The following is a 19066-nucleotide window of genomic DNA, read 5'->3' on the forward strand; positions in this document are numbered from 1 at the left end:
CAAATTTTTTCGAAGAGGGCCGTACCGTTGGGTGCGGCCCTTTTTGCATTTTGTGCCCTTTTTCAAACTCTGCATTTCGCCGTGCGCCGGTGGCCGCCCCCGAACAGCCAGCGTTTTTCGGCAAGATGAAGATAAAGCGGGGCCAGCGGGTTTTGATTGCCCCAACCAATGCTTAGGTTATTGAAAAATGACGAGGTGAATTAATGCAGTATTCTGTTCTTGATCTGGCCCCGGTGCCTGAAGGTATCGACGTGGCGCAGGCGTTGAAAAACACAACCGATCTGGCGCAGCATTGCGAGACGTTGGGGTATCACCGGTTCTGGTTGGCCGAACACCACAACATGCCGGGGATCGCAAGCGCGGCGACCGCCGTTTTAATCGGGCATGTCGCGGCCCATACCAAATCGATCCGTGTCGGAGCTGGCGGTGTGATGTTGCCCAACCATGCGCCGTTAACGATTGCGGAACAGTTCGGGACTTTGGCAGCCTTGCATGGAGATCGTATTGATTTGGGGTTGGGGCGTGCACCCGGTGGCGATCAGGCGGTCTATCACGCGCTGCGCCGTGCCGGCAGTGATGATTTCCCCGGTGATGTTGCTGAATTGATTGGATATCTCGGCGATCCGCGTGAGGGCGCACCGGTGCGGGCCTTACCCGGTGAAGGCAGCCATGTGCCGGTCTGGATCTTGGGGTCCTCGCTTTACGGGGCAAAGCTGGCGGCGCATTATGGTTTGCCCTATGCCTTTGCTTCGCATTTTGCGCCCGACGCTCTGGAGCAGGCGACGGAGATTTATCGTCGGACATTTCGGCCCTCCGTGCATTTGGCGAAACCGCATTTCATGCTGGCGGCCAATGTTTTTGCCGCAGACACTGACGAAGAAGGTGCCTATCTCCGCACGTCGATGCAACAGGCGTTTGCGCGGATGCGCACCGGCACACGGGGGAAATTACCGCGCCCCGTTGAAGACATCGACGCGGTGATTGGGGCGGGCGTGCGCCGGTCCGTGGATCAGATGATGTCGGTTTCGGCAACCGGAAGCCGCGAGAAAGTACGGGGAGAGTTGCGCGAATTAATCACGCGTTATCAACCGGATGAGGTGATTTTGACGAGCCAGATACATGATCATGCCGCGCGCAAAAAATCCTTGCAGATCGCAGCAGAGATCATGCCTGATTTGGAACCTGCGCCCGTTTAATCGTCCGGCTGTACCAACCCCAAGCCACGCAAATAAATGCCGATCCCGGTTTCCAGCAGATCCTCGGGTGGGAAGGGCGAGGCGCGGCCCGGTGAGTTGCGCGCGAACAGTTCGACCACGCCATGGCTCATCGCCCAGATATGGGCGGAGAACATGGATGCGGGCGGGCGTTTGTCCTCGGGTATGTGCTGGCTGAGGTCGGTGGCGGCTTTCTCCAGTACCCCGTTGGCGCGATTGGCGACCTGTGCCAGTTCAGGTGTGCGGTTGATCGAAATACCGCTTTCAAACATAGCGATGTAATGGCCGGGATACTTGCGGGCAAAGGCCAGATAAGCACGGCCCGTCGCCTCGAACGCTTTAAGCGCAGAGGGTTGGCCGGACTGATAGGCATAATCCATCAGATCGGAGAAAATCGCATATCCCTGCTCAGCCGCTTCGGCAATCAGCGCCTCGCGCCCGTCAAAATGGCGATAGACCGCCGCCGGTGTGACCCCTGCCTGTTTGGCCGCTTCCGACAGGGTGAAACCCATCGGCCCGCGCACTTCGATTAATTCAAGTGCAGCGTCGACCAAAGCCTGACGTAGATTGCCGTGATGATAGCCCTTTTTAGCCATCCCAGATGTCCGGTCCACCACAGACGCCGTGATCGATCTGACCGATGGATTTCTTGTCTTTGCGTTTATAATCAAAGGTGTGCAGCACAGTGCGGATGGCATTCAAACGGGCGCGGCGTTTGTCATCGGAGCGCACCACAGTCCACGGCGCATGTGCAGAATGGCTGCGCGTCAGGGTTTCCTGAATGGCATCAGAATAGGCGTCCCATTTACTCAGGCCTTTGACGTCGATGCCGCTAAGTTTCCACTGTTTCAACGGGTCACTTTCACGCGCAAGCATACGGCGCAATTGTTCGCCGCGACTGACATTGAGCCAGAATTTGAACAGGTGGATGCCATCATCCACTAGCATTTGCTCAAACGGGGTCACTTGAGCAAAGAAATGTTCGCGTTGCTCGGGCGTGCAAAATCCGAAAACATGTTCGACAACGCCGCGATTGTACCATGACCGATCAAAGAAAACCATTTCACCGGCAGAGGGCAGGTGTTTGATATAACGCTGGAAATACCATTCGGCGGCTTCTGTTTCGGTCGGTTTGGAAAGCGCAATCACATGGGCGGAGCGCGGGTTCAGATTGCCCCGAAACCGTGAGATCGTGCCGCCTTTGCCGGCCGCATCGCGCCCCTCAAAGACGCAAGCGATGCGGGTGCCCGTGTCCTGCGCCCAAGCCTGCAACTTGACCAGTTCGATCTGAAGCTGCGCCATTTCGCGCTCATACACCTTACGCGCCATCCGTTCGGAATGGGGGTAATCGGGCGCCAAAATGTCGCCCTTGTCGGCACGTTTGATGGCTGCGCGGATGTCGTCGGGCGCGTCATTGTTGAAATAGGCGCTGATCGCGCCGTCAAAGGGCAGGTCCATGGGGCCTCCAGAAGAGAATGTTACACTCTATATGGGATGTTAATCGGCTTAACGCAAACCCGCACGGGCCGCTGCGCGATCAATTGCGGCCTCAACAGCGTCAGGGGCGGTGTGTTGGGGCATATGCCCTTCGCCTGCCAGCACGGTCAGCTTGCCGTTTGGGACGTCGCCCATCAACACCTCAGCATGAACGCTTAGCGGAACAATCGTGTCAGCATCCCCATGTACCGCTTCGATGGGCATGCGCAGAGAGCCATAATTCTTTTGCATTTCAACAACATGCGGGCGCGAGGCGTTGACCTGTTGGGCGTTGGCCCGGGTGCTTTCACGGCGCAGCGTCAGACCTGTGCTGATATGATCCGCGTAGCCTGCCGGTGCCTCTTGCGGGGCGAAGATGGAAGTGATGCTGTCCGACACAAAACGTTGCGGCACAAAGGCGGTGATCAGCGGCACGACCAAGGCCCCGCCAAGTTTTGAGCCGAAAACACCATAGGTCCAGCCCAGCTCACCTGGCCAAGGTTCCGACACGGCTGAGACCAGCACAAGCGCCGCCGTGTCATCAGGACGGCCAAGTCCCCAAGCAAGCGCGACGATGCCGCCGAAGGAATGGCCCAGAACAATAGGATTTTGCACGCCAAGCTGATCGGCGGCTTTTTGCAAAAGGGCTGCCTGTTCTCGCGGTGATTCTTCGTTGTTGTTCCACGCGCCGCCATGGCCTTTGGGACGGCCGGTCCAGCCCAGACCGGGGCGGTCCAGCAGGATCACGCGGTAGCGGTCGGTCAACCGGTCCGCGAACCCCATTGTAAAATCCTTCAGGTTTCCGCTGGCACCGTGCAACATGACCAGATCCGGCCCTTGTCCCATGACAAGCGCGTGCACCGGCACACCGTCCACATCCAAAACCTGCCCGACAGGCGGCGAAGTGGTTTCTGCCTGTGCTTCACGTGCGCCGGCACGCCATTGCACCACAACAATCGACGCGGCAATCAGGATCGTTAGAACTATCACGCCGCGCCTCATTTCACCGGTTTCCGATGGCCGCCATATCAAACGGCGTGGATTGGTATATCTCGTTGATCCAGTTGCCATACAGCAAATGCGCATGGCTGCGCCAGCGGTTGGTCGGCGGGCGTGACGGATCATCGTCGGGGTAATAATTGCACGGCACATTGATCGGCGTGCCCTCGGCTACGTCGCGGTCATATTCCTGCTTTAGCGTGTCACTGTCGTATTCAAAGTGGTTGAATACATAAAGCGCCCGGTGCGCGGGATCTTCGACCAGACAGGGGCCAACTTCGTCGCTGCCCAATAGTGTGATAAGGCCGTCATGCGCATCGACTTCGGCTTGGCGCATTTCGGTCCAGCGCGACACGGGCATCACACATTCATCGGAAAACCCGCGCAAATAGGGCGAAGCAGGCAGCAGGTTGCGGTGTCTGAAACAGCCGAACGCCTTGTGCTCAAGGATGTGTTTCTTGACGCCGTGAAAATAGTTGATCATCGCCATGCCGCCCCAGCACACGCCAAAGGTGGAATGCACATGGGTCTGGGTCCAGTCCATCACACGGGTCAACTCGTCCCAATACCCGACATCCGTGAAATCCATATGTTCGATCGGCGCACCCGTGATAATCAGCCCGTCAAATTTTTCGTCCATGACTTCTGAAACAGGACGATAAAAACTTTCCATATGTTCGGCAGCGGTGTTTCGGGTCTGGTGATCCGACATGCGCAAAAGGGTCAGTTCGATTTGCAAGGGCGTGGCCCCGATCAGCCGTGCAAACTGGTTTTCCGTCTGGATCTTTTTCGGCATCAGGTTAAGCAAAGCAATACGTAACGGGCGGATGTCCTGCGAGGCCGCCAGCTCTTCGTCCAGTACCATTACGCCTTCGCGCGTCAGCACGTCAAAGGCAGGCAGGGTGGAGGGCAGTTTGATAGGCATGGGATCAGGTCCGGTCTTGTGAAGGGGTTAGATAGTGCGCCGTTGCCGTGCTGCCAAGGGAGCAGTGCTCACGATCTGGCGAGGGGGTTATGCATCCAGAGTGCTTGCGATGAGGTCAACAAAATCGCTTTCGGTTTGCAGAGTGCCGATTTGATCGGGGGTGATGGTCACCCCCCATTTCGCCATGGCCTCATAACGGGGCTGGCGATGCGACAGGGCCTGCGCATAGGTCCAGCGCACAAAGGCATCTGGATCAACATCACCTTCCGCGCAGTCGTTTTCATCCAGGTATTCCTGCCACACACGGGTCAGGAATTCGGGTTGATAGGCCATCGGTTTGGGCGCGCGGTCAAAGCGTTTCACCAGTTCTTGGGTATGGGCCGCGTCACCTTTGATCCAGACCAGCAGGCATTCTTCGGCCAGCGCGCTGAGCAGGGGATCCGCGGGATCATCCGCATTAACCCATTCGCAGATCGATCCACCTGTGTCACAGATGAAATGTTCATAGCCATAAAGTGTCTTCGCCCGATCCGCGAAATGGGCGGTATCCAGCAGCGCGGCAATCTCGCCCTGTTTGAACGCCTCCTGCCGTTGCGCATATTCGGCCATCGGCAATCCGCCTTTGGCCGGATCACCCGGTTTGCCCAGCCATGTAGCAACGGGCGACAGGTTTTCAAAAGTGATGTTAGACGCGATATAGATGCTGTCGGACAGCAGCAGATCGCGCAGGAACGGCACTTTCATCGCTTCGGCTTTGGCATTGTCGAGTATGGTTTCGCCCAGATAGCGCGTCCCGATGCGGTAATCGATGGAGTAGTGAAACCAGTCGCCGGATCCGCGGAGCAGGCCCGACAGGTGCGTTTTGCCCAAACCCGACATGCCAAAGACCAAAACTTTGCGGCGCGGGGCGTCGCGCCATTCTTGAGCGGTGTTGTAAAGCATCTGGCGGGGTCCGTTGGTTAAGGGCGTTGCCTTTATCTAGCCCGCGCAGGCAACAGACGCCAGACGCGCCCGTCCAGCACCAGAAGTCCAAGCGCAAGAAGTGCAAATCCGCCATAGGCAGAGGCGCGCAAGGTTTCGTGCAATACCAGCCCGCCCAGCACCATAGCGAATGGCGGGATCAGAAGGGTAACCAGCATCAGGTTGCCGCTGCCCGCCATGGCTAACACGCGATAATACAGCAGATAGGCCAACGCCGTCCCGATCAACGCGTAATACCCGATGGCCACCATCGTGTCGGTTTGCAGGTTTAGGGTCAGCGGCCCCTCGACCATCCACGCCAAGGGCAGCATGATCAGGGTCGAACCGGTCACCATGCCGGCGGCGGCCACCTGCGGCGGTTGGCCGGCCAGCCGTTTTCGCGCCCAGACCGAGGCCAGCGCATAAGAGATCGTGCCGCCAATCACCGCCAGTTGCGCCAGCGAACGCAGATTAAAACTGCGCAGGTTTTCAAGACCGATTGCCATGGCCACACCGGCAAAGCCGAGGCCAACACCAATGGCCTTGCGCGCGGTGATGCGTTCATCTGCGAAAAACAGCGCGGCCATGATAACGCCGAAGATTGCAGTCGCTGCGTTGAGGATGGAGGTCAAACCGGTTTCGATGTGAAGCTGCCCCCAAGACATCAAGGCAAAGGGGATGACATTGTTCAGCACGCCCATGCCGAGAAAACCGAGCCAGATTTTCGGATCACGCGGCCCCGGCAGGCGCAACAGCCAGACCACCCCCCAAAGCGCCAATGCAGCCCAGCCGACACGATGCGCGACGGCGGTCAGCGGGCCGACTTCGTCCAGCGCGATGCGGATCGACAAGAAGGACGCGCCCCAGATCGCCGCCAGTAACAACATTTCAGCCCATGCGCGCGATGATATCGATTTTTGTGTGCTCATGCCTAGGATCTAATGCGGGGCACAGGCAGGCACGACCCGTTTCATGCGGAATTGCGGGTTTCGAACCAGATGTTTAGATAATTTCCCGCGAATATGATCACCGCCCCGACAAAGACCCAGATATCAATGGTTTCGTTATACAGCAGCATCGCAGCAACGGCGACCAAGGGCAGGCGCGCAAAGTCGATGGGGGCCACGACGGTAGCGGGGGCGATGGTCAGCGCCTTGGTGATGCAAAAATGCGCAAGCAACCCGCAGCAGGCCACAAGGATTAACCAAGGCAAGGCAGCAGCGGTCGGCAGAGCGATGTCGCCATCGTAACCCGCAGTAATAATCCCGAAAACCAGCTGGATCAGGGTAAGATAAAACATGATCGCGGTAATGCTTTCGGTGCGGGTCAGGCGTTTGGTAAACACATAGGTAAGGGCAAAGAAAATGGCGCAGGAAGCGGCGGCAAGGATGCCTGCGCTCATGCCGTCGACACTGGGGCGGGCGACGATCAGAATACCGATAAATCCCATGACCCCTGCCAAGGCGCGAATTTTGGTCAACCGTTCGCCAAGCAACAGAAATGAAAGCACAATTACCCAAAGGGGGGAGGTAAACTCCAACGCAAAAACCTGCGCAAGGGGCACCGAAATGACGGCAAAGAACCAAAGGTTCTGGCCCGTGAAATGAAACACATTGCGGATCAAATGGGTCCGAAGCGCACCGGTGCCGACCTGACGGATGCTCCCCGTGGCAAAGGCAAGGATCAACACGACCAGAAAGCCGAAGGCCGAGCGGTACATCATGATCTCGAATGTGTCGAAGCCGCTGCTCAACTCACGCCCCGAAATGGCCATAGCGGTAAAGCTGACAACCGCGCCCGTCATCCAAAGCGCAGCTTGCACCGTGGTGTTCATGGCATGCCCTTGATCTCGTATTCCCGCGCGATGCCCTTTGTTTCGCGGGCCCAATCCGACGCGGCGGCCCGCGTCTGATGTGCTTCAAAGGCCGCTGGTGTGGTGAACTCTTCCGAGACCTGCCAGACCAAAGGATCGCCGGTCGCTGTGACATGAAACGAGATGCAGCCGGCCTCGGCGCGCGTCAGACGAATATGATCGTCCAAGGCCGCGCGCACACGGGCCGCTTCTGTTTCATCCGCACAGCGCAAATATCCCGTAAGCGTCACTCCCATTCTATGGTGCCCGGAGGTTTGGACGTAATGTCATAGGTGACACGGTTGATGCCCGGCACCTCGTTGATGATGCGGGTCGCGGTTTCACCAAGGAATTCATGGGTGAATGGATAGTAATCCGCCGTCATCCCGTCGACGGATGTGACCGCACGCAAGGCGCAGGCAAAGTCATAGGTGCGCCCGTCGCCCATCACGCCGACCGTACGCACAGGCAGGATCGCGACAAAGGCCTGCCAGATTTCATCATAGAGACCGTGTTTGCGGATCTGGTCGATATAGACGGCATCCGCTTCGCGCAGGATCTCCAGCTTGGGGCGGGTGATTTCACCGGGGCAGCGGATCGCAAGACCCGGACCGGGGAAGGGGTGGCGCCCGATAAAGGATTTCGGCAGGCCAAGTTCAACGCCCAATGCGCGGACCTCATCCTTGAACAGTTCGCGCAACGGTTCGACCAGTTTCAGGCCCATCTTTTCGGGCAGGCCACCCACGTTGTGGTGGCTTTTGATGGTGACCGAGGGGCCACCGGAAAAGCTGACCGATTCGATCACATCAGGGTACAGCGTGCCTTGGGCGAGGAACTTTGCATCGCCGACTTCTTTGGCGTGTTTCTGGAACACGTCGATGAAGAGTTTGCCGATAATCTTGCGCTTGGTTTCCGGATCGTCCTGACCGTCGAGCGCGCCAAGGAACAATTCCTGTTCGTCCGCATGAATCAATGGCATGTTGTAATGGTCGCGGAACATGGTCACGACCTCTTCAGCCTCGCCTTTGCGCAACAGACCGTGGTCGACAAAGACGCAAGTCAGCTGATCGCCGATGGCCTCATGGATAAGGACAGCCGCCACAGAGGAATCAACGCCCCCCGACAAACCACAGATCACCTTTTCATCGCCAACCTGAGCACGGATCGCAGCAATTGCCTCTTCGCGATAGGCGCTCATCGTCCAGTCGCCCTTGAACCCCGCCAGACGCACGAAGTTTTCGTAAAGCTTCGCGCCATTGGGCGTGTGGTGCACTTCGGGATGGAACTGAACCGCATAGAAGTTGCGTGTCGTGTCGGCGGTGATCGCAAAAGGCGCGTTGGGCGAGGTGCCGAAGACCTTGAAACCGGGGGCGATTTTGCTGACGTGGTCGCCGTGGCTCATCCAGACCTGTTCTTTGTCGGTGGTAAACCAGCCTTGCAGCAAATCCAGCTTTTCAGCCTCTGGCGTGACGAAGGCGCGGCCGAATTCAGCAGTGTTATGGCCGCGCTCGACCTTGCCGCCCAGCATTTCCATCATCACTTGCTGGCCGTAACAGATGCCCAAGATCGGCACGTCCAGTTCGAAAACCTTTGCCGGCGGGCGCGGTGCCCCTTCGGAAAAGACCGACGCAGGGCCGCCGGACAGGATCACCGCCTTGGGATCGAAATCCGCAAGAAACGCATCGTCCACCGTATTGAACGGATGAATTTCGCAGAACACATGCAGTTCGCGCAGGCGACGGGCAATCAGTTGGGTGACCTGAGAGCCGAAATCAATGATCAGCAGGCGGTCATGGTCCAGCGGGCTAGGGGCGGTGGGGGCGTCTGTTTTGCTCATGTCGCTTGAGTATTGAGGGATTGCGCGGCTGGCAAGTCCCCGAATGGGGGCCAGCCCCCAAACCCCCGCAGTATTTCGTGCCAAAACGAGATGTGAAACCGGCAATGTCGCTTTTCACCCGCACAGGACGGTATCTGCGAAAGGCGGCGATCCTGAATAGGGTAGCAGAAGGAAAAAATTGGGCGAGAAGGTGATCACATGGCGGAATCAGCACGACGTGGACGTGGGGGCGGCGGTGCCGCGCGGCGGGCGGAGCGCAGCGCGGTGTCTTTCGAGACGGCCAAGTATATCGAGCGCAACATACCGAATTTCGAGATCCTGACCGAGGAAGCCTTGCAGATCATCGAAACCAACGCTGAGATCGTGTTGGAAGAGGTGGGCGTCAACTTTCTTGATAATCCGGCAGCGATCCAGCGTTGGCGCGACGCGGGGGCCGAGATTGATGGCGAACGGGTGCGCATCCCGCGTGGATTGGTGCGCAAGCTTTGTGCAACCGCCCCGTCACAATATACCCAACATGCCCGCAACCCCGCGCGCAACGTTGTGGTCGGGGGTAACAATCTGGTGCTGGCACCGGTTTATGGCCCGCCGTTTGTGCGCGATGCTGTGGGCGGGCGCCGCTATGCCACGATGGATGATTTCAACAAATTCGTGAAACTGGGTTATATGTCCAAATGGCTGCACCATTCGGGCGGCACCGTCTGCGAACCGACAGATGTTCCGGTGAACAAGCGCCATCTGGATATGTTGTACGCCCACATGACGCTGAGCGATAAGCCGTTTATGGGCTCGGTGACCGAGCCAAACCGCGCGCAGGATTCGGTTGATATGTGCAAGATCCTCTTTGGTGAGGAGTTTGTGCGCGACAACACGGTGATGACGTCGCTGATCAACATCAACTCGCCCATGACATTTGACGATGTGATGATGGGCGCGCTGGAGGTTTATGCGCAGAACAATCAGGCCTGCATCATTTCGCCCTTCATCGTCGGCGGGGCGATGGCACCGGTATCGGTTGCGGGCACGTTAACACAAGTCTTGGCGGAAACCCTTGCTGGAATCGCCTATTCCCAGCTGATCCGTCCTGGTGCGCCGGTGATCATGGGGGCGTTCGTGACGTCGATTGACATGAATTCGGGGGCGCCGACGTTCGGCACCCCGGAGGCTGCGCATATCACATATGGGGCAGGGCAGTTGGCCCGCCGCCTGGGCTTGCCCTACCGGTCGGCCGGATCATTCTGCGGATCGAAACTGCCCGATGCGCAGGCGGCTTACGAAACCGCAAACAGTTTGAACATGGGGCTATTGTCCGGTGTAAACTTTATGCTGCACGCCTGTGGCTGGCTTGAGGGCGGTTTGGTCAGCAGTTTTGAAAAATTCGTAATGGATGCGGATCAATTGGGCACGTTGCACCATCTGGCGCGGGGTGTCGAAATTGACGAAAACGCCCAAGCCATGGGGGCGATCCGCGAGGTTGGACCGGGCGGTCACTATCTGGGCTGCGAACATACCCAGAATAACTTCAAATCCGCCTTCTGGAAATCTGATTTGCTGGACTACAAGCCCTTTGAAACCTGGGAAGATGAAGGGGCTCGGGACACGCAGGCGCTTGCAACGCTGCGGGTCGAAAAGATGTTGGCGGACTATCAGGCCCCGGCCCTTGACCCCGCGATCCGCGAAAAGCTTGACGCTTTTGTCGCACAGAAAAAGAGCGCCGAGCCTGACAGCTTTATGTAACAACACCTAAGACAGCGGGCGCCTGCGGTTGCGCGGGGGCCTGCGCGCGGCGCAGGATCCGGGCCTCCGCGACCATAGCGATCAGGACATCCAGATGACGGATCAGGCTATAGCTTGCATCAGACTGGGTGCGCTGCTCTTCAAGGGCCGCCTCTATGTCCATCAGCTTGAGTAAGGCCGCACCGTGGCGGGGCAAAACCCCGTATCCCAACAGACGCGGCAAATGTGCCGCCCGCCGATAGTCCTGTGCCCCGATGCGTGCGGCCCGCATCATCAAACGGGGACGGTGCAATGTGTTGAGCATCGTAAGTATGTCTTGCATGGCAGTTTTCCTTGAGCTGTGGATGAGCGGGCTGTTGTGCCCTGTGTTACCTGCATCATGACACAACTTATTGGGGTGTTGCGCTGTGCTCTTCGCTTGCGTTCGGCCCTTTCACAACTGTTTATGATTTAGAAACAATGCTGATCACTGCGAAGGATTTTAACGAATCCGTAATATTCGCACCCTTAGGTTGTGTTGATAACTTGGGGGGTAACCTGTGGATAAAGCGAAACCTTCAGGTCGCAGTTAGGAGTGGGGATGCAGCAATTTGGACTATCAGGCGGTGCGGGCGGGGTCCCGGATTTTCCGCAATGGGTGCCTGTGGGCGCGCTCCATTACATTGCCCATACAGAAATCGGGGCTCCGATCCGCGTCTTGGCGCGGGCTGCAGGGTGCCATGCCTCAACGGTTTTACGTCAAATCCGCAAAGTCGAAATGCGCCGCGACGACCCTTTGGTTGACGCCGCACTGCGCAAGCTGGGCGCAGCTGCTGCGCCGGTCAATCGACAAGGCGCATCACTTTGCAACAAGGAGTCTGCCACTATGACACCCCCATCCGATCACACCATTCCAGATGATGCCACATTGGCCCGCGAATCCATGCGGGTGTTGCGCCGCTTGTGTGAATCCGGCGCGGTGCTGGCGGTTGCCGCCGATCTGGACAAGGCGGTTGTGGTGCGCGACGGCCCTCACGGGAATAATACCCGCACGGCGGTGGTTGCCGCATCGGTCGCGCAAGCTATGGCGTTGAAGGACTGGATCGCACCTGCAAATTCAGGCCGGATTGTCCGCTATCACATCACCGCTGCGGGGCGGAATGCCTTGGGTGCATTCCTGCAACGCTTCGGTGTGAAGGCGCCACCGTCCAAGGGGTTTGCGGAAGAGAGCGCACCGTTTCAGTTTCAAGACGCCGCCTGCGCCCCTGTTGAAGACGGGTCCGAGCACCACCGCCCACGCTATCCCATCGGAGAAAGCCCGCTAAGCGCGCTTGCGCGGCGGCGTGACAAGGATGGCACCCCCTTTTTGCCAGATGCCTTGGTCCATGCCGGCGAACGCTTGCGTGAAGATTTCGAACTGGCCCAGATGGACAGCACACTTACCCAGAACTGGAACGATTTTCTGACGGCGGGCACACATTCGGGAAGCGGCATAGGGTCGGGGACAGGCTCCAACGCGGCGCAAGCACGCGCACGGGTTAAGGCAGCGCTGGACGATCTGGGATCAGGTTTGTCGGACGTTGCCCTGCGCTGTTGCTGTTATCTTGAGGGACTTGAGGCTGCCGAAAAACGGCTGGGCTGGTCGGCACGGTCGGGCAAGGTGGTGTTGCGGATCGCGTTGATGCGGTTGAAACGCCACTACGACGATACAGTCGGGCCGGGGGGACCGATGATCGGCTGACCCCACTTTAACCTGCAGTCCAGAGACATGGCTGCAATGCGACCGGCTGGGCTTTTGTTGGCGGATTAATATGTTACATAGAGCACAAGCAACCGGAGCCCCGCCATGCGTGATCTGAAGATTCCCGAACAGCGCCACCCCGAAAAAGCGCGCAAGCCTGACAATGCCCAACCGAAAAAACCCAGTTGGATCAGGGTGAAGGCACCGGGTGGCAAGGGCTATGCCGAGACCGCGAAAATCATGCGCGACAACAAGCTGGTGACGGTCTGCGAGGAAGCGGGCTGTCCCAATGTCGGCGAATGCTGGTCGCAGGGTCATGCGACGATGATGATCATGGGCGAGGTATGTACCCGTGCCTGTACCTTCTGCAACATCGCCACTGGCAAGCCACCTGAAGCACTGGATGCCTTTGAACCCGGACGTGTCGCTGATGCGGTGCAGAAACTCGGCCTTAATCACGTCGTGATTACGTCGGTTGACCGCGATGATATAGACGACGGCGGGGCCGAGCATTTTGCCCAGACGATCCGCGCTGTGCGTCATCGCAGCCCCGATACCACCATCGAAATCCTGACACCGGACTTTATCCGCTGTGGCCCCGAAGCCCTTGAAAAGGTTGTTGAAGCACGCCCTGACGTTTTCAATCACAACCTTGAAACCGTGCCCGGTCTTTACCCCGAAGTGCGCCCCGGCGCGCGGTATTTCCACAGTTTGCGTCTTTTGCAGCGGGTCAAGGAACTTGATCCGTCGATGTTCACCAAATCGGGCATCATGGTGGGCTTGGGCGAAGACCGCCAGTCCGTCATTCAAGTGATGGAAGACATGCGCGCCGCCGATATTGATTTTCTGACCATCGGTCAGTATTTGCAGCCCACACCGAAACACCATCGTGTGGACCGCTTCGTGCATCCCGATGAATTTGCAGCCTACGAAAAATCCGCCTATGGCAAAGGGTTCCTGATGGTATCTGCAACGCCGTTGACGCGGTCATCCTATCACGCTGGCGATGATTTTGCCCAGTTGCGGGCAGCACGGAACAAGAAGCTCGGCATCGCTTAAGGAACCGCAGGCAAAGCCAAAAGATAGGCCGCGATTGCTGCGCGGTCGCTTTCGGGCAGCTGGGCAAGGTTGTCGATCACTGCTGCCATCGCACCGCCCACGCTGTCGTAATCCGGCGTTAGCCCGCTTTCGAAATAATAGACCAGGTCCGTTTGCGACCATTGCAACGCTGACGGTGTGATGTCGGGAATCATGCCTTTGCCAGAAGGGTTCGGCGCACCGCTAAGCCATGCCCCGCGCTCCAATCCGCCCAAAGCGTTGCGCGGCGTGTGGCATTCGCCGCAATGGGCCAGCCCCTCAACCAGATAGCGCCCCCGCTCAATTTCGGGCGTCGCTGCCACTGTCAGAATGAAATCATCTTTAACGAACAACGTCTTCCACAGCCCCAAGGCGCGCCGGACATTAAAGGGAAACGTGACATCATGCGGCCTGTTTGGCGCATCTGAAACGGGCAGGGTCTGTATGTAGGCGAACAAATCAGCCACGTCCGGTTCTGTCATATGCTGATAGGCGGCATAGGGAAAAGCGGGATAATAATGCTGCCCCGTCGGTGAAACGCCACGGGTGACCGCGCGGGCGAATTCGGGCAGCGTCCAATCGCCGATTCCTGTGGACGCGGGCGAAATATTGGGGGCATAAAACGTGCCAAAATCGCTGGCAAACGCGTGACCACCGCTGAGCAAAAGCTTGTCTGCTTCTGCAGCCTTTGGCGCGGCATGACAGGAAGCGCAGCCCGATGCGACAAAAACCTGCGCACCGCGTGCAACATCCGGTTGATGACCTGATGCAAAATCCGCAACCAGCGGCGCAGGGGCGCTTAGCCACCATGCACCCGCTGCAGCGATCAGGCCAAGTGCTGCCGCACCTTTAAGCGCCCGTTTCAAGGATCAGTTCTTGGGGCCGCGATAGGATTCGTGGCACGCTTTGCAGGTGCCGCCCAAAGCACCCATACCGGCCCGCAACCCCTCCAGATCAGCGACATCCATCAACGCGGCAGACGCATCTGCCATATCGTCGAATTTTTGCGCAAAACCGGCCGCATCGCTCCAGATTTCGGGCTTTGCCCGCGACAGGTCGGCGGCACCCTGTTCGGTTCCAGCGGTCCAAAGCGTCGTCGGATCAATCTTGGCCAGCATGTTCAGGTTGGTTGCGGCGGCTTGGACCAGACCAGCATTAAAGGCGATTTCGCCCTTGGCCGTGTCGCCAAGAATGCCGATGTTCTGCCCGACAAGCCCCATCATCGCGTGGCGTGCGGCGACATCCGCATTGGTTGATTTTGTGGCATGGCTGTCCGCGATGCTTGCGGTCGCGACAAGCGCGGTGCAAACGGCAATGGCCAGTTTCGATTTTGTGAAACTCTGCATGGTCTTCCCCTCGGTTTAATGTTCCGTTGAAATTGCACGTCAATATTGCTCAAAACTCTACAACAGCTTTGCAACAGCGGGAAAACAATTTCGTGATCGGTCAGTCCGGCGGCTAGAATTTGCGCGGAATCCGCTCGGTTTTGGCCCATTCCGGCCAATAGCCCAGCCATTCAATGCCCCAGATCACGGCCGCGATGGCGATGATGCCAAACACCAGCTTGACGCGCTTGGCCGACGGTGGATTGCGCGCCCATTGGGACATGCGCATGAGCCACACGGGGTTCATGTAAATCGGACCTTGCCGATAAAGGGCAGGTTGCGGTCGCGCTGCGCATAGTCAATGCCATAGCCGACAACAAATTCGTCAGGGATTTCGAAACCGGTCCAATCCGCCTTCATATCGACTTCGCGCCGCGTTGGTTTATCAAGCAAGGCAATGGTTTTCAGCCGCGCAGGTTCCCGCGATTTCAACAGGTTCGTCACGTGATGCAGGGTGTGGCCGGTGTCGACGATATCCTCGACCAACAGCACATCACGCCCTTCAATGGCACCGCGCAAATCCTTGAGGATCCGCACCTCGCGGCTGCTTTCCATGCCATCGCCATAGCTTGACGCCTCAAGAAAATCGACCTCGATCGGCAAATCCAGTTCGCGCACAAGATCGGCAATAAAAACGAAACTACCGCGCAAGAGGCCAACAACAACCAGTTTGTCTGTGCCGTCGAATTCACCGTGGATCTGTCGGCTCAACTCCTCGATACGTGCGGCAATCGACTTTGCCGAGATCATTTCATCAATCACATATCGACGATCAGTCATTCTACCCGCCCTTACCTTGGCCCTTGAAATTGCCCGCATAAACGGTGAAACAGAGCTAACCCGAGCGAGCGCGGAACGCAATGCCAACCCATACCGAGACCAAAGAACTGCCCTATACGGCGCAGCAGATGTACGACCTTGTGGCGGACGTGAAATCCTACCCCGAGTTTCTGCCATGGACAGCCGCTGCGCGGATCCGCAGCGACGAGGACAAGGGCGACCACCGCGTCATGGACGCTGATCTGGTGATCAGCTTCAAGGTGTTCCGCGAAAGGTTCACCAGCCGCGTTGTGCTGTGGCCCGACGCGCATAAAATCGACACCGAATATCTGGACGGTCCTTTCAAATACATGAAAAGCAACTGGGCGTTCGAGGACGCGGCGGGCGGGTGCAAAGTGCATTTCCACGTCGATTTCGAATTCAAGAATGCTATTTTGCAGGGCATCATAGGTATTGTGTTCAATGAGGCGATGCAGCGGGTTGTGCGCGCCTTTGAGGCCCGCGCCAAAGCCCTGTACGGTCCGGCAGCGTGAGTGGCATCACCGAACAGCTGATTGAATTTACACGCATATCAGTGCCGCGCGATGCGACGGCGATGATGCGGTTGTCGCTGTTTGACTGGGCCGCTTGCGGCATTGCTGGCGCGCGGGAGACCGAATTCGACGCCTTTGTGAAAGCGCAACTGGCGCTGCATCACGGGTCCCACCTGACATTCGGCGGGGCCACCACATCCGCCCCGACGGCTGCGTTGATCAATGGCACCTTGTCCCATGCGCTTGATTATGACGATACGCATTTCGCCCATATCGGCCACCCTTCGGTTGCGGTGTTGCCGGCTGTTCTGGCCCTTGCCGAACAGGAAAACGTCGACCTCGAGGTTTTGACACAAGCTGCAACGATCGGTGTCGAAGCCTCCATCGCGGTGGGCTTGTGGTTAGGGCGCGATCACTATCAGGTCGGGTATCATCAGACTGCAACTGCCGGTGCTTTCGGGGCGGCTCTTGCGGCTTGTCGCTTGCTGGCGCTGCCTCCCGCGCAAACCCGTCATGCGCTTGGTCTGTGTGCCAGCATGGCCTCTGGCATCAAAGCGCAATTCGGGACCATGGCGAAACCTTTGAACGCCGGTCTGGCCGCGCGCACCGGCGTCGAAGCCGCACTTTGGTCGCAGACGGGTATGACGGCAGCACAGGATGGTTTGGCGGGGTCATTGGGGTTCGGGCCGACCCATCACGGGCAGGGGGCGGATGTCATGCTGCCCCTGTCCGATTGGCGCATCAATAGCATCAGCCACAAGTTTCACGCCTGTTGTCACGGGCTTCACGCGATGTTGGAGGCGCTGCGCGACGTTCAGGCACCACCTGACCAGATCACCGCGATCCATATTCGCACCCATCCGCGCTGGATGTCGGTCTGCAACATCACTGCACCGCAGACGGGGTTGGCGGCTAAGTTCAGCTATCGCCAGACGGCAGCAATGTCTTTGCTGGGGCATGATACCGGAGCGATCGGAAATTTTACAGATGCGTTGGCAAATGACGGGCATGTTGTGGCCCTGCGCGACCGCGTGCATGTCACCGAAGATGCGCGTCTAAACGAGACCCAGAGCGAGGTGTCGATCACGTTGGCGGATGGCAGCACCGAAAGGCTGCGTCACGATTTGATGACACCGATGCCACTGGAGACGCGGGCGCAAAAGCTGCGGGGCAAAGGGGCGGCATTACTGGGCGCGGAGCGCGCAGAAACCCTTTGGGGTGCCGCGCAAGGTCAGACCCTGCGCGGCCTTCTTGATCAGCTGGTGATGTCGTAAGCCCGTTCACCATGCACGGATAGGTCCAGACCGTTCACCTCTGTTTCGTGATCCACACGGATCGGCAGGACCGCGCGGCAAATCAGCACCAGCGCAACCGTGACCACGACAGTGAATACACCCACGATGGCTAGCGATCCTAGCTGTGCGGCCCATGAACCGGCGCCAAGGGCTGCGATCATGATTGTGCCGAAAATGCCGCCAACGCCGTGCACCGCAAACACATCAAGCGTATCGTCGACTTTGAGTTTGTTGCGCATGATGACCACCGCTTCCTGACACAGGATGCCGGCGACAGCACCGATCAGCAGGGCGGCCCATGGGCCGACAAAACCCGATGCCGGTGTGATGGACGCCAGCCCCGCAATCGTGCCGGTCACGATGCCGACAAGCGAGGATTTCCCGAACTTGACCCGTTCCCACAACGCCCATGTCAACGATGCAGTCGCGGCTGAAATATGTGTGACGGTAATCGCCATCGCTGCGCCGCCGTCCGCGGCCAGTTGCGAGCCGCCGTTAAAGCCGAACCAACCGACCCACAACAGCGCTGCACCAATCATCACCAGACCGGGGTTATGGGGAGGTTTACTGTGATCCTTGCGCGCACCCAGCATCACAGCCAGGACAATCGCGGCCAGACCGGCAGTTTCATGCACCACGATGCCGCCCGCGAAATCTCGCACGCCGACCTCGCCAAAGATCCCGCCGTCGGCCAGCATGCCGCCGCCCCAGACCCAATGCACGACAGGCGCGTAACACAGCAGCATCCACAGGCCGGAGAACAACAACATGAAACCAAAGCTGATCCGTTCCACATAACACCCCACGATCAGCGCCGGTGTGATGATGGCGAATGTCATCTGAAAGGCAAAGAACAGGATTTCCGGCAAGGTGCCGCTGAGACTGTCGACAGTAACCCCGTTCAACCCGATCTTGTCCAAACCGCCCCAAAAACCGCTTTCACCGGGACCAAAGGCAATAGAATACCCAGCCAGAAACCACAAAACGGACATCAAACAGGCGATTGCATAACAATGCATGAACACGCTCAATACGTTGCGCGACCGGACCAGCCCGCCATAAAACAGGGCAAGCCCCGGTAAAGTCATCAATAAAACCAGCGCAGTGGCGGTCATGATCCATGCTGTATCAGCGGCGTTCATCGGGTGGCTCCATTCAGGATTAGAAATTGGTGTCGCTTGATTGCCTAATGTTCAGGCAGAGCAAAGGACAACCGGCCATAAGAATTAGGCATTTCTGAAAGAGCTAATAATTTAGGCAGTATTTCGGCGCAAAG

Annotated in this window: 21 protein-coding genes; 6 read left to right on the forward strand and 15 right to left on the reverse strand. The window is 58.1% G+C overall.

The window, feature by feature from the left end; genetic code table 11:
* Positions 1-203 precede the first annotated feature (203 nt).
* Complete coding sequence (locus Z947_RS0112530; protein ID WP_025044642.1) at positions 204-1196, forward strand: LLM class flavin-dependent oxidoreductase; 993 nt, start codon at positions 204-206, stop codon at positions 1194-1196.
* On the opposite strand, the gene Z947_RS0112535 is transcribed toward Z947_RS0112530, so the two are convergent.
* The 9 genes from Z947_RS0112535 to guaA form a co-directional block, all read right to left on the reverse strand.
* Positions 1193-1810 carry a TetR/AcrR family transcriptional regulator gene (locus tag Z947_RS0112535; protein WP_025044643.1) on the reverse strand — a complete coding sequence of 206 codons (618 nt, stop codon included), beginning with the start codon at positions 1808-1810 and terminating at the stop codon, positions 1193-1195. The two genes, Z947_RS0112530 and Z947_RS0112535, sit on opposite strands and share 4 nt — an antisense overlap.
* The gene (ppk2, locus tag Z947_RS0112540; RefSeq protein WP_025044644.1) at positions 1803-2672 is read right to left on the reverse strand and encodes a polyphosphate kinase 2; all 870 of its coding nucleotides are present in this window, start codon (positions 2670-2672) and stop codon (positions 1803-1805) included. Before ppk2 ends, Z947_RS0112535 begins: the two co-directional genes overlap by 8 nt.
* 48 nt (positions 2673-2720) lie before the next feature.
* A complete protein-coding gene (locus Z947_RS0112545; RefSeq protein ID WP_037938893.1) occupies positions 2721-3692 on the reverse strand; it encodes an alpha/beta fold hydrolase in 972 nt (323 codons plus the stop codon).
* Between the two features lies 1 nt (position 3693).
* Positions 3694-4614, reverse strand: coding sequence for a homoserine O-acetyltransferase MetA (metA, locus tag Z947_RS0112550; RefSeq protein WP_025044646.1), 921 nt, complete (start codon positions 4612-4614; stop codon positions 3694-3696).
* Between the two features lie 87 nt (positions 4615-4701).
* Positions 4702-5556 carry an ATPase gene (locus Z947_RS0112555; RefSeq protein WP_025044647.1) on the reverse strand — a complete coding sequence of 285 codons (855 nt, stop codon included), beginning with the start codon at positions 5554-5556 and terminating at the stop codon, positions 4702-4704.
* 32 nt (positions 5557-5588) lie between these two features.
* Positions 5589-6503, reverse strand: a complete 915-nt coding sequence (locus tag Z947_RS0112560; RefSeq protein WP_025044648.1) for a DMT family transporter — start codon at positions 6501-6503, stop codon at positions 5589-5591.
* A gap of 41 nt (positions 6504-6544) precedes the next feature.
* A complete protein-coding gene (locus Z947_RS0112565) occupies positions 6545-7408 on the reverse strand; it encodes a DMT family transporter (RefSeq protein WP_025044649.1) in 864 nt (287 codons plus the stop codon).
* Positions 7405-7683, reverse strand: a complete 279-nt coding sequence (locus Z947_RS0112570) for a putative quinol monooxygenase (RefSeq protein ID WP_025044650.1) — start codon at positions 7681-7683, stop codon at positions 7405-7407. Before Z947_RS0112570 ends, Z947_RS0112565 begins: the two co-directional genes overlap by 4 nt.
* Entirely contained in the window at positions 7674-9263 is a 1590-nt protein-coding gene (gene guaA, locus Z947_RS0112575) for a glutamine-hydrolyzing GMP synthase (RefSeq protein ID WP_025044651.1), read from the reverse strand. Before guaA ends, Z947_RS0112570 begins: the two co-directional genes overlap by 10 nt.
* Before the next feature lie 198 nt (positions 9264-9461).
* On the opposite strand from guaA, the gene Z947_RS0112580 reads away from it, so the two are divergent.
* Entirely contained in the window at positions 9462-11000 is a 1539-nt protein-coding gene (locus Z947_RS0112580) for a trimethylamine methyltransferase family protein (protein ID WP_025044652.1), read from the forward strand.
* Here the strand turns inward: Z947_RS0112580 and Z947_RS0112585 are convergent.
* Positions 10993-11322, reverse strand: a complete 330-nt coding sequence (locus Z947_RS0112585) for a DUF6477 family protein (RefSeq protein WP_025044653.1) — start codon at positions 11320-11322, stop codon at positions 10993-10995. The two genes, Z947_RS0112580 and Z947_RS0112585, sit on opposite strands and share 8 nt — an antisense overlap.
* 258 nt (positions 11323-11580) lie before the next feature.
* On the opposite strand from Z947_RS0112585, the gene Z947_RS0112590 reads away from it, so the two are divergent.
* Positions 11581-12720 (forward strand): DUF6456 domain-containing protein, encoded by a 1140-nt coding sequence (locus Z947_RS0112590; protein WP_025044654.1) that lies wholly within the window; start codon positions 11581-11583, stop codon positions 12718-12720.
* Positions 12721-12825: 105 nt separating this feature from the next.
* The gene (gene lipA, locus Z947_RS0112595; RefSeq protein WP_025044655.1) at positions 12826-13779 is read left to right on the forward strand and encodes a lipoyl synthase; all 954 of its coding nucleotides are present in this window, start codon (positions 12826-12828) and stop codon (positions 13777-13779) included.
* On the opposite strand, the gene Z947_RS0112600 is transcribed toward lipA, so the two are convergent.
* From Z947_RS0112600 to hpt, 4 genes are all read right to left on the reverse strand, one after another.
* A complete protein-coding gene (locus tag Z947_RS0112600) occupies positions 13776-14663 on the reverse strand; it encodes a cytochrome c (protein WP_025044656.1) in 888 nt (295 codons plus the stop codon). The two genes, lipA and Z947_RS0112600, sit on opposite strands and share 4 nt — an antisense overlap.
* Positions 14664-14666: 3 nt before the next feature.
* A complete protein-coding gene (locus Z947_RS0112605) occupies positions 14667-15143 on the reverse strand; it encodes a c-type cytochrome (RefSeq protein ID WP_025044657.1) in 477 nt (158 codons plus the stop codon).
* 112 nt (positions 15144-15255) lie between these two features.
* Entirely contained in the window at positions 15256-15429 is a 174-nt protein-coding gene (locus Z947_RS22230; protein ID WP_037938897.1) for a hypothetical protein, read from the reverse strand.
* Entirely contained in the window at positions 15426-15962 is a 537-nt protein-coding gene (hpt, locus tag Z947_RS0112615) for a hypoxanthine phosphoribosyltransferase (protein ID WP_025044658.1), read from the reverse strand. The genes Z947_RS22230 and hpt overlap by 4 nt, the downstream gene beginning before the upstream one ends.
* An 80-nt stretch (positions 15963-16042) precedes the next feature.
* Here hpt and Z947_RS0112620 point away from each other — a divergent pair, with 80 nt between their 5' ends.
* A complete protein-coding gene (locus Z947_RS0112620) occupies positions 16043-16495 on the forward strand; it encodes a type II toxin-antitoxin system RatA family toxin (protein ID WP_025044659.1) in 453 nt (150 codons plus the stop codon).
* Positions 16492-17769: an MmgE/PrpD family protein gene (locus Z947_RS0112625; protein ID WP_025044660.1), complete on the forward strand. Its 1278-nt coding sequence runs from the start codon at positions 16492-16494 to the stop codon at positions 17767-17769. Before Z947_RS0112620 ends, Z947_RS0112625 begins: the two co-directional genes overlap by 4 nt.
* Here Z947_RS0112625 and Z947_RS0112630 read toward each other — a convergent pair.
* Entirely contained in the window at positions 17751-18932 is a 1182-nt protein-coding gene (locus Z947_RS0112630) for an ammonium transporter (protein ID WP_025044661.1), read from the reverse strand. The two genes, Z947_RS0112625 and Z947_RS0112630, sit on opposite strands and share 19 nt — an antisense overlap.
* Positions 18933-19066: the final 134 nt, after the last annotated feature.

Origin of the sequence: Sulfitobacter geojensis, assembly GCF_000622325.1 — a bacterium.
Taxonomy (GTDB): domain Bacteria; phylum Pseudomonadota; class Alphaproteobacteria; order Rhodobacterales; family Rhodobacteraceae; genus Sulfitobacter; species Sulfitobacter geojensis.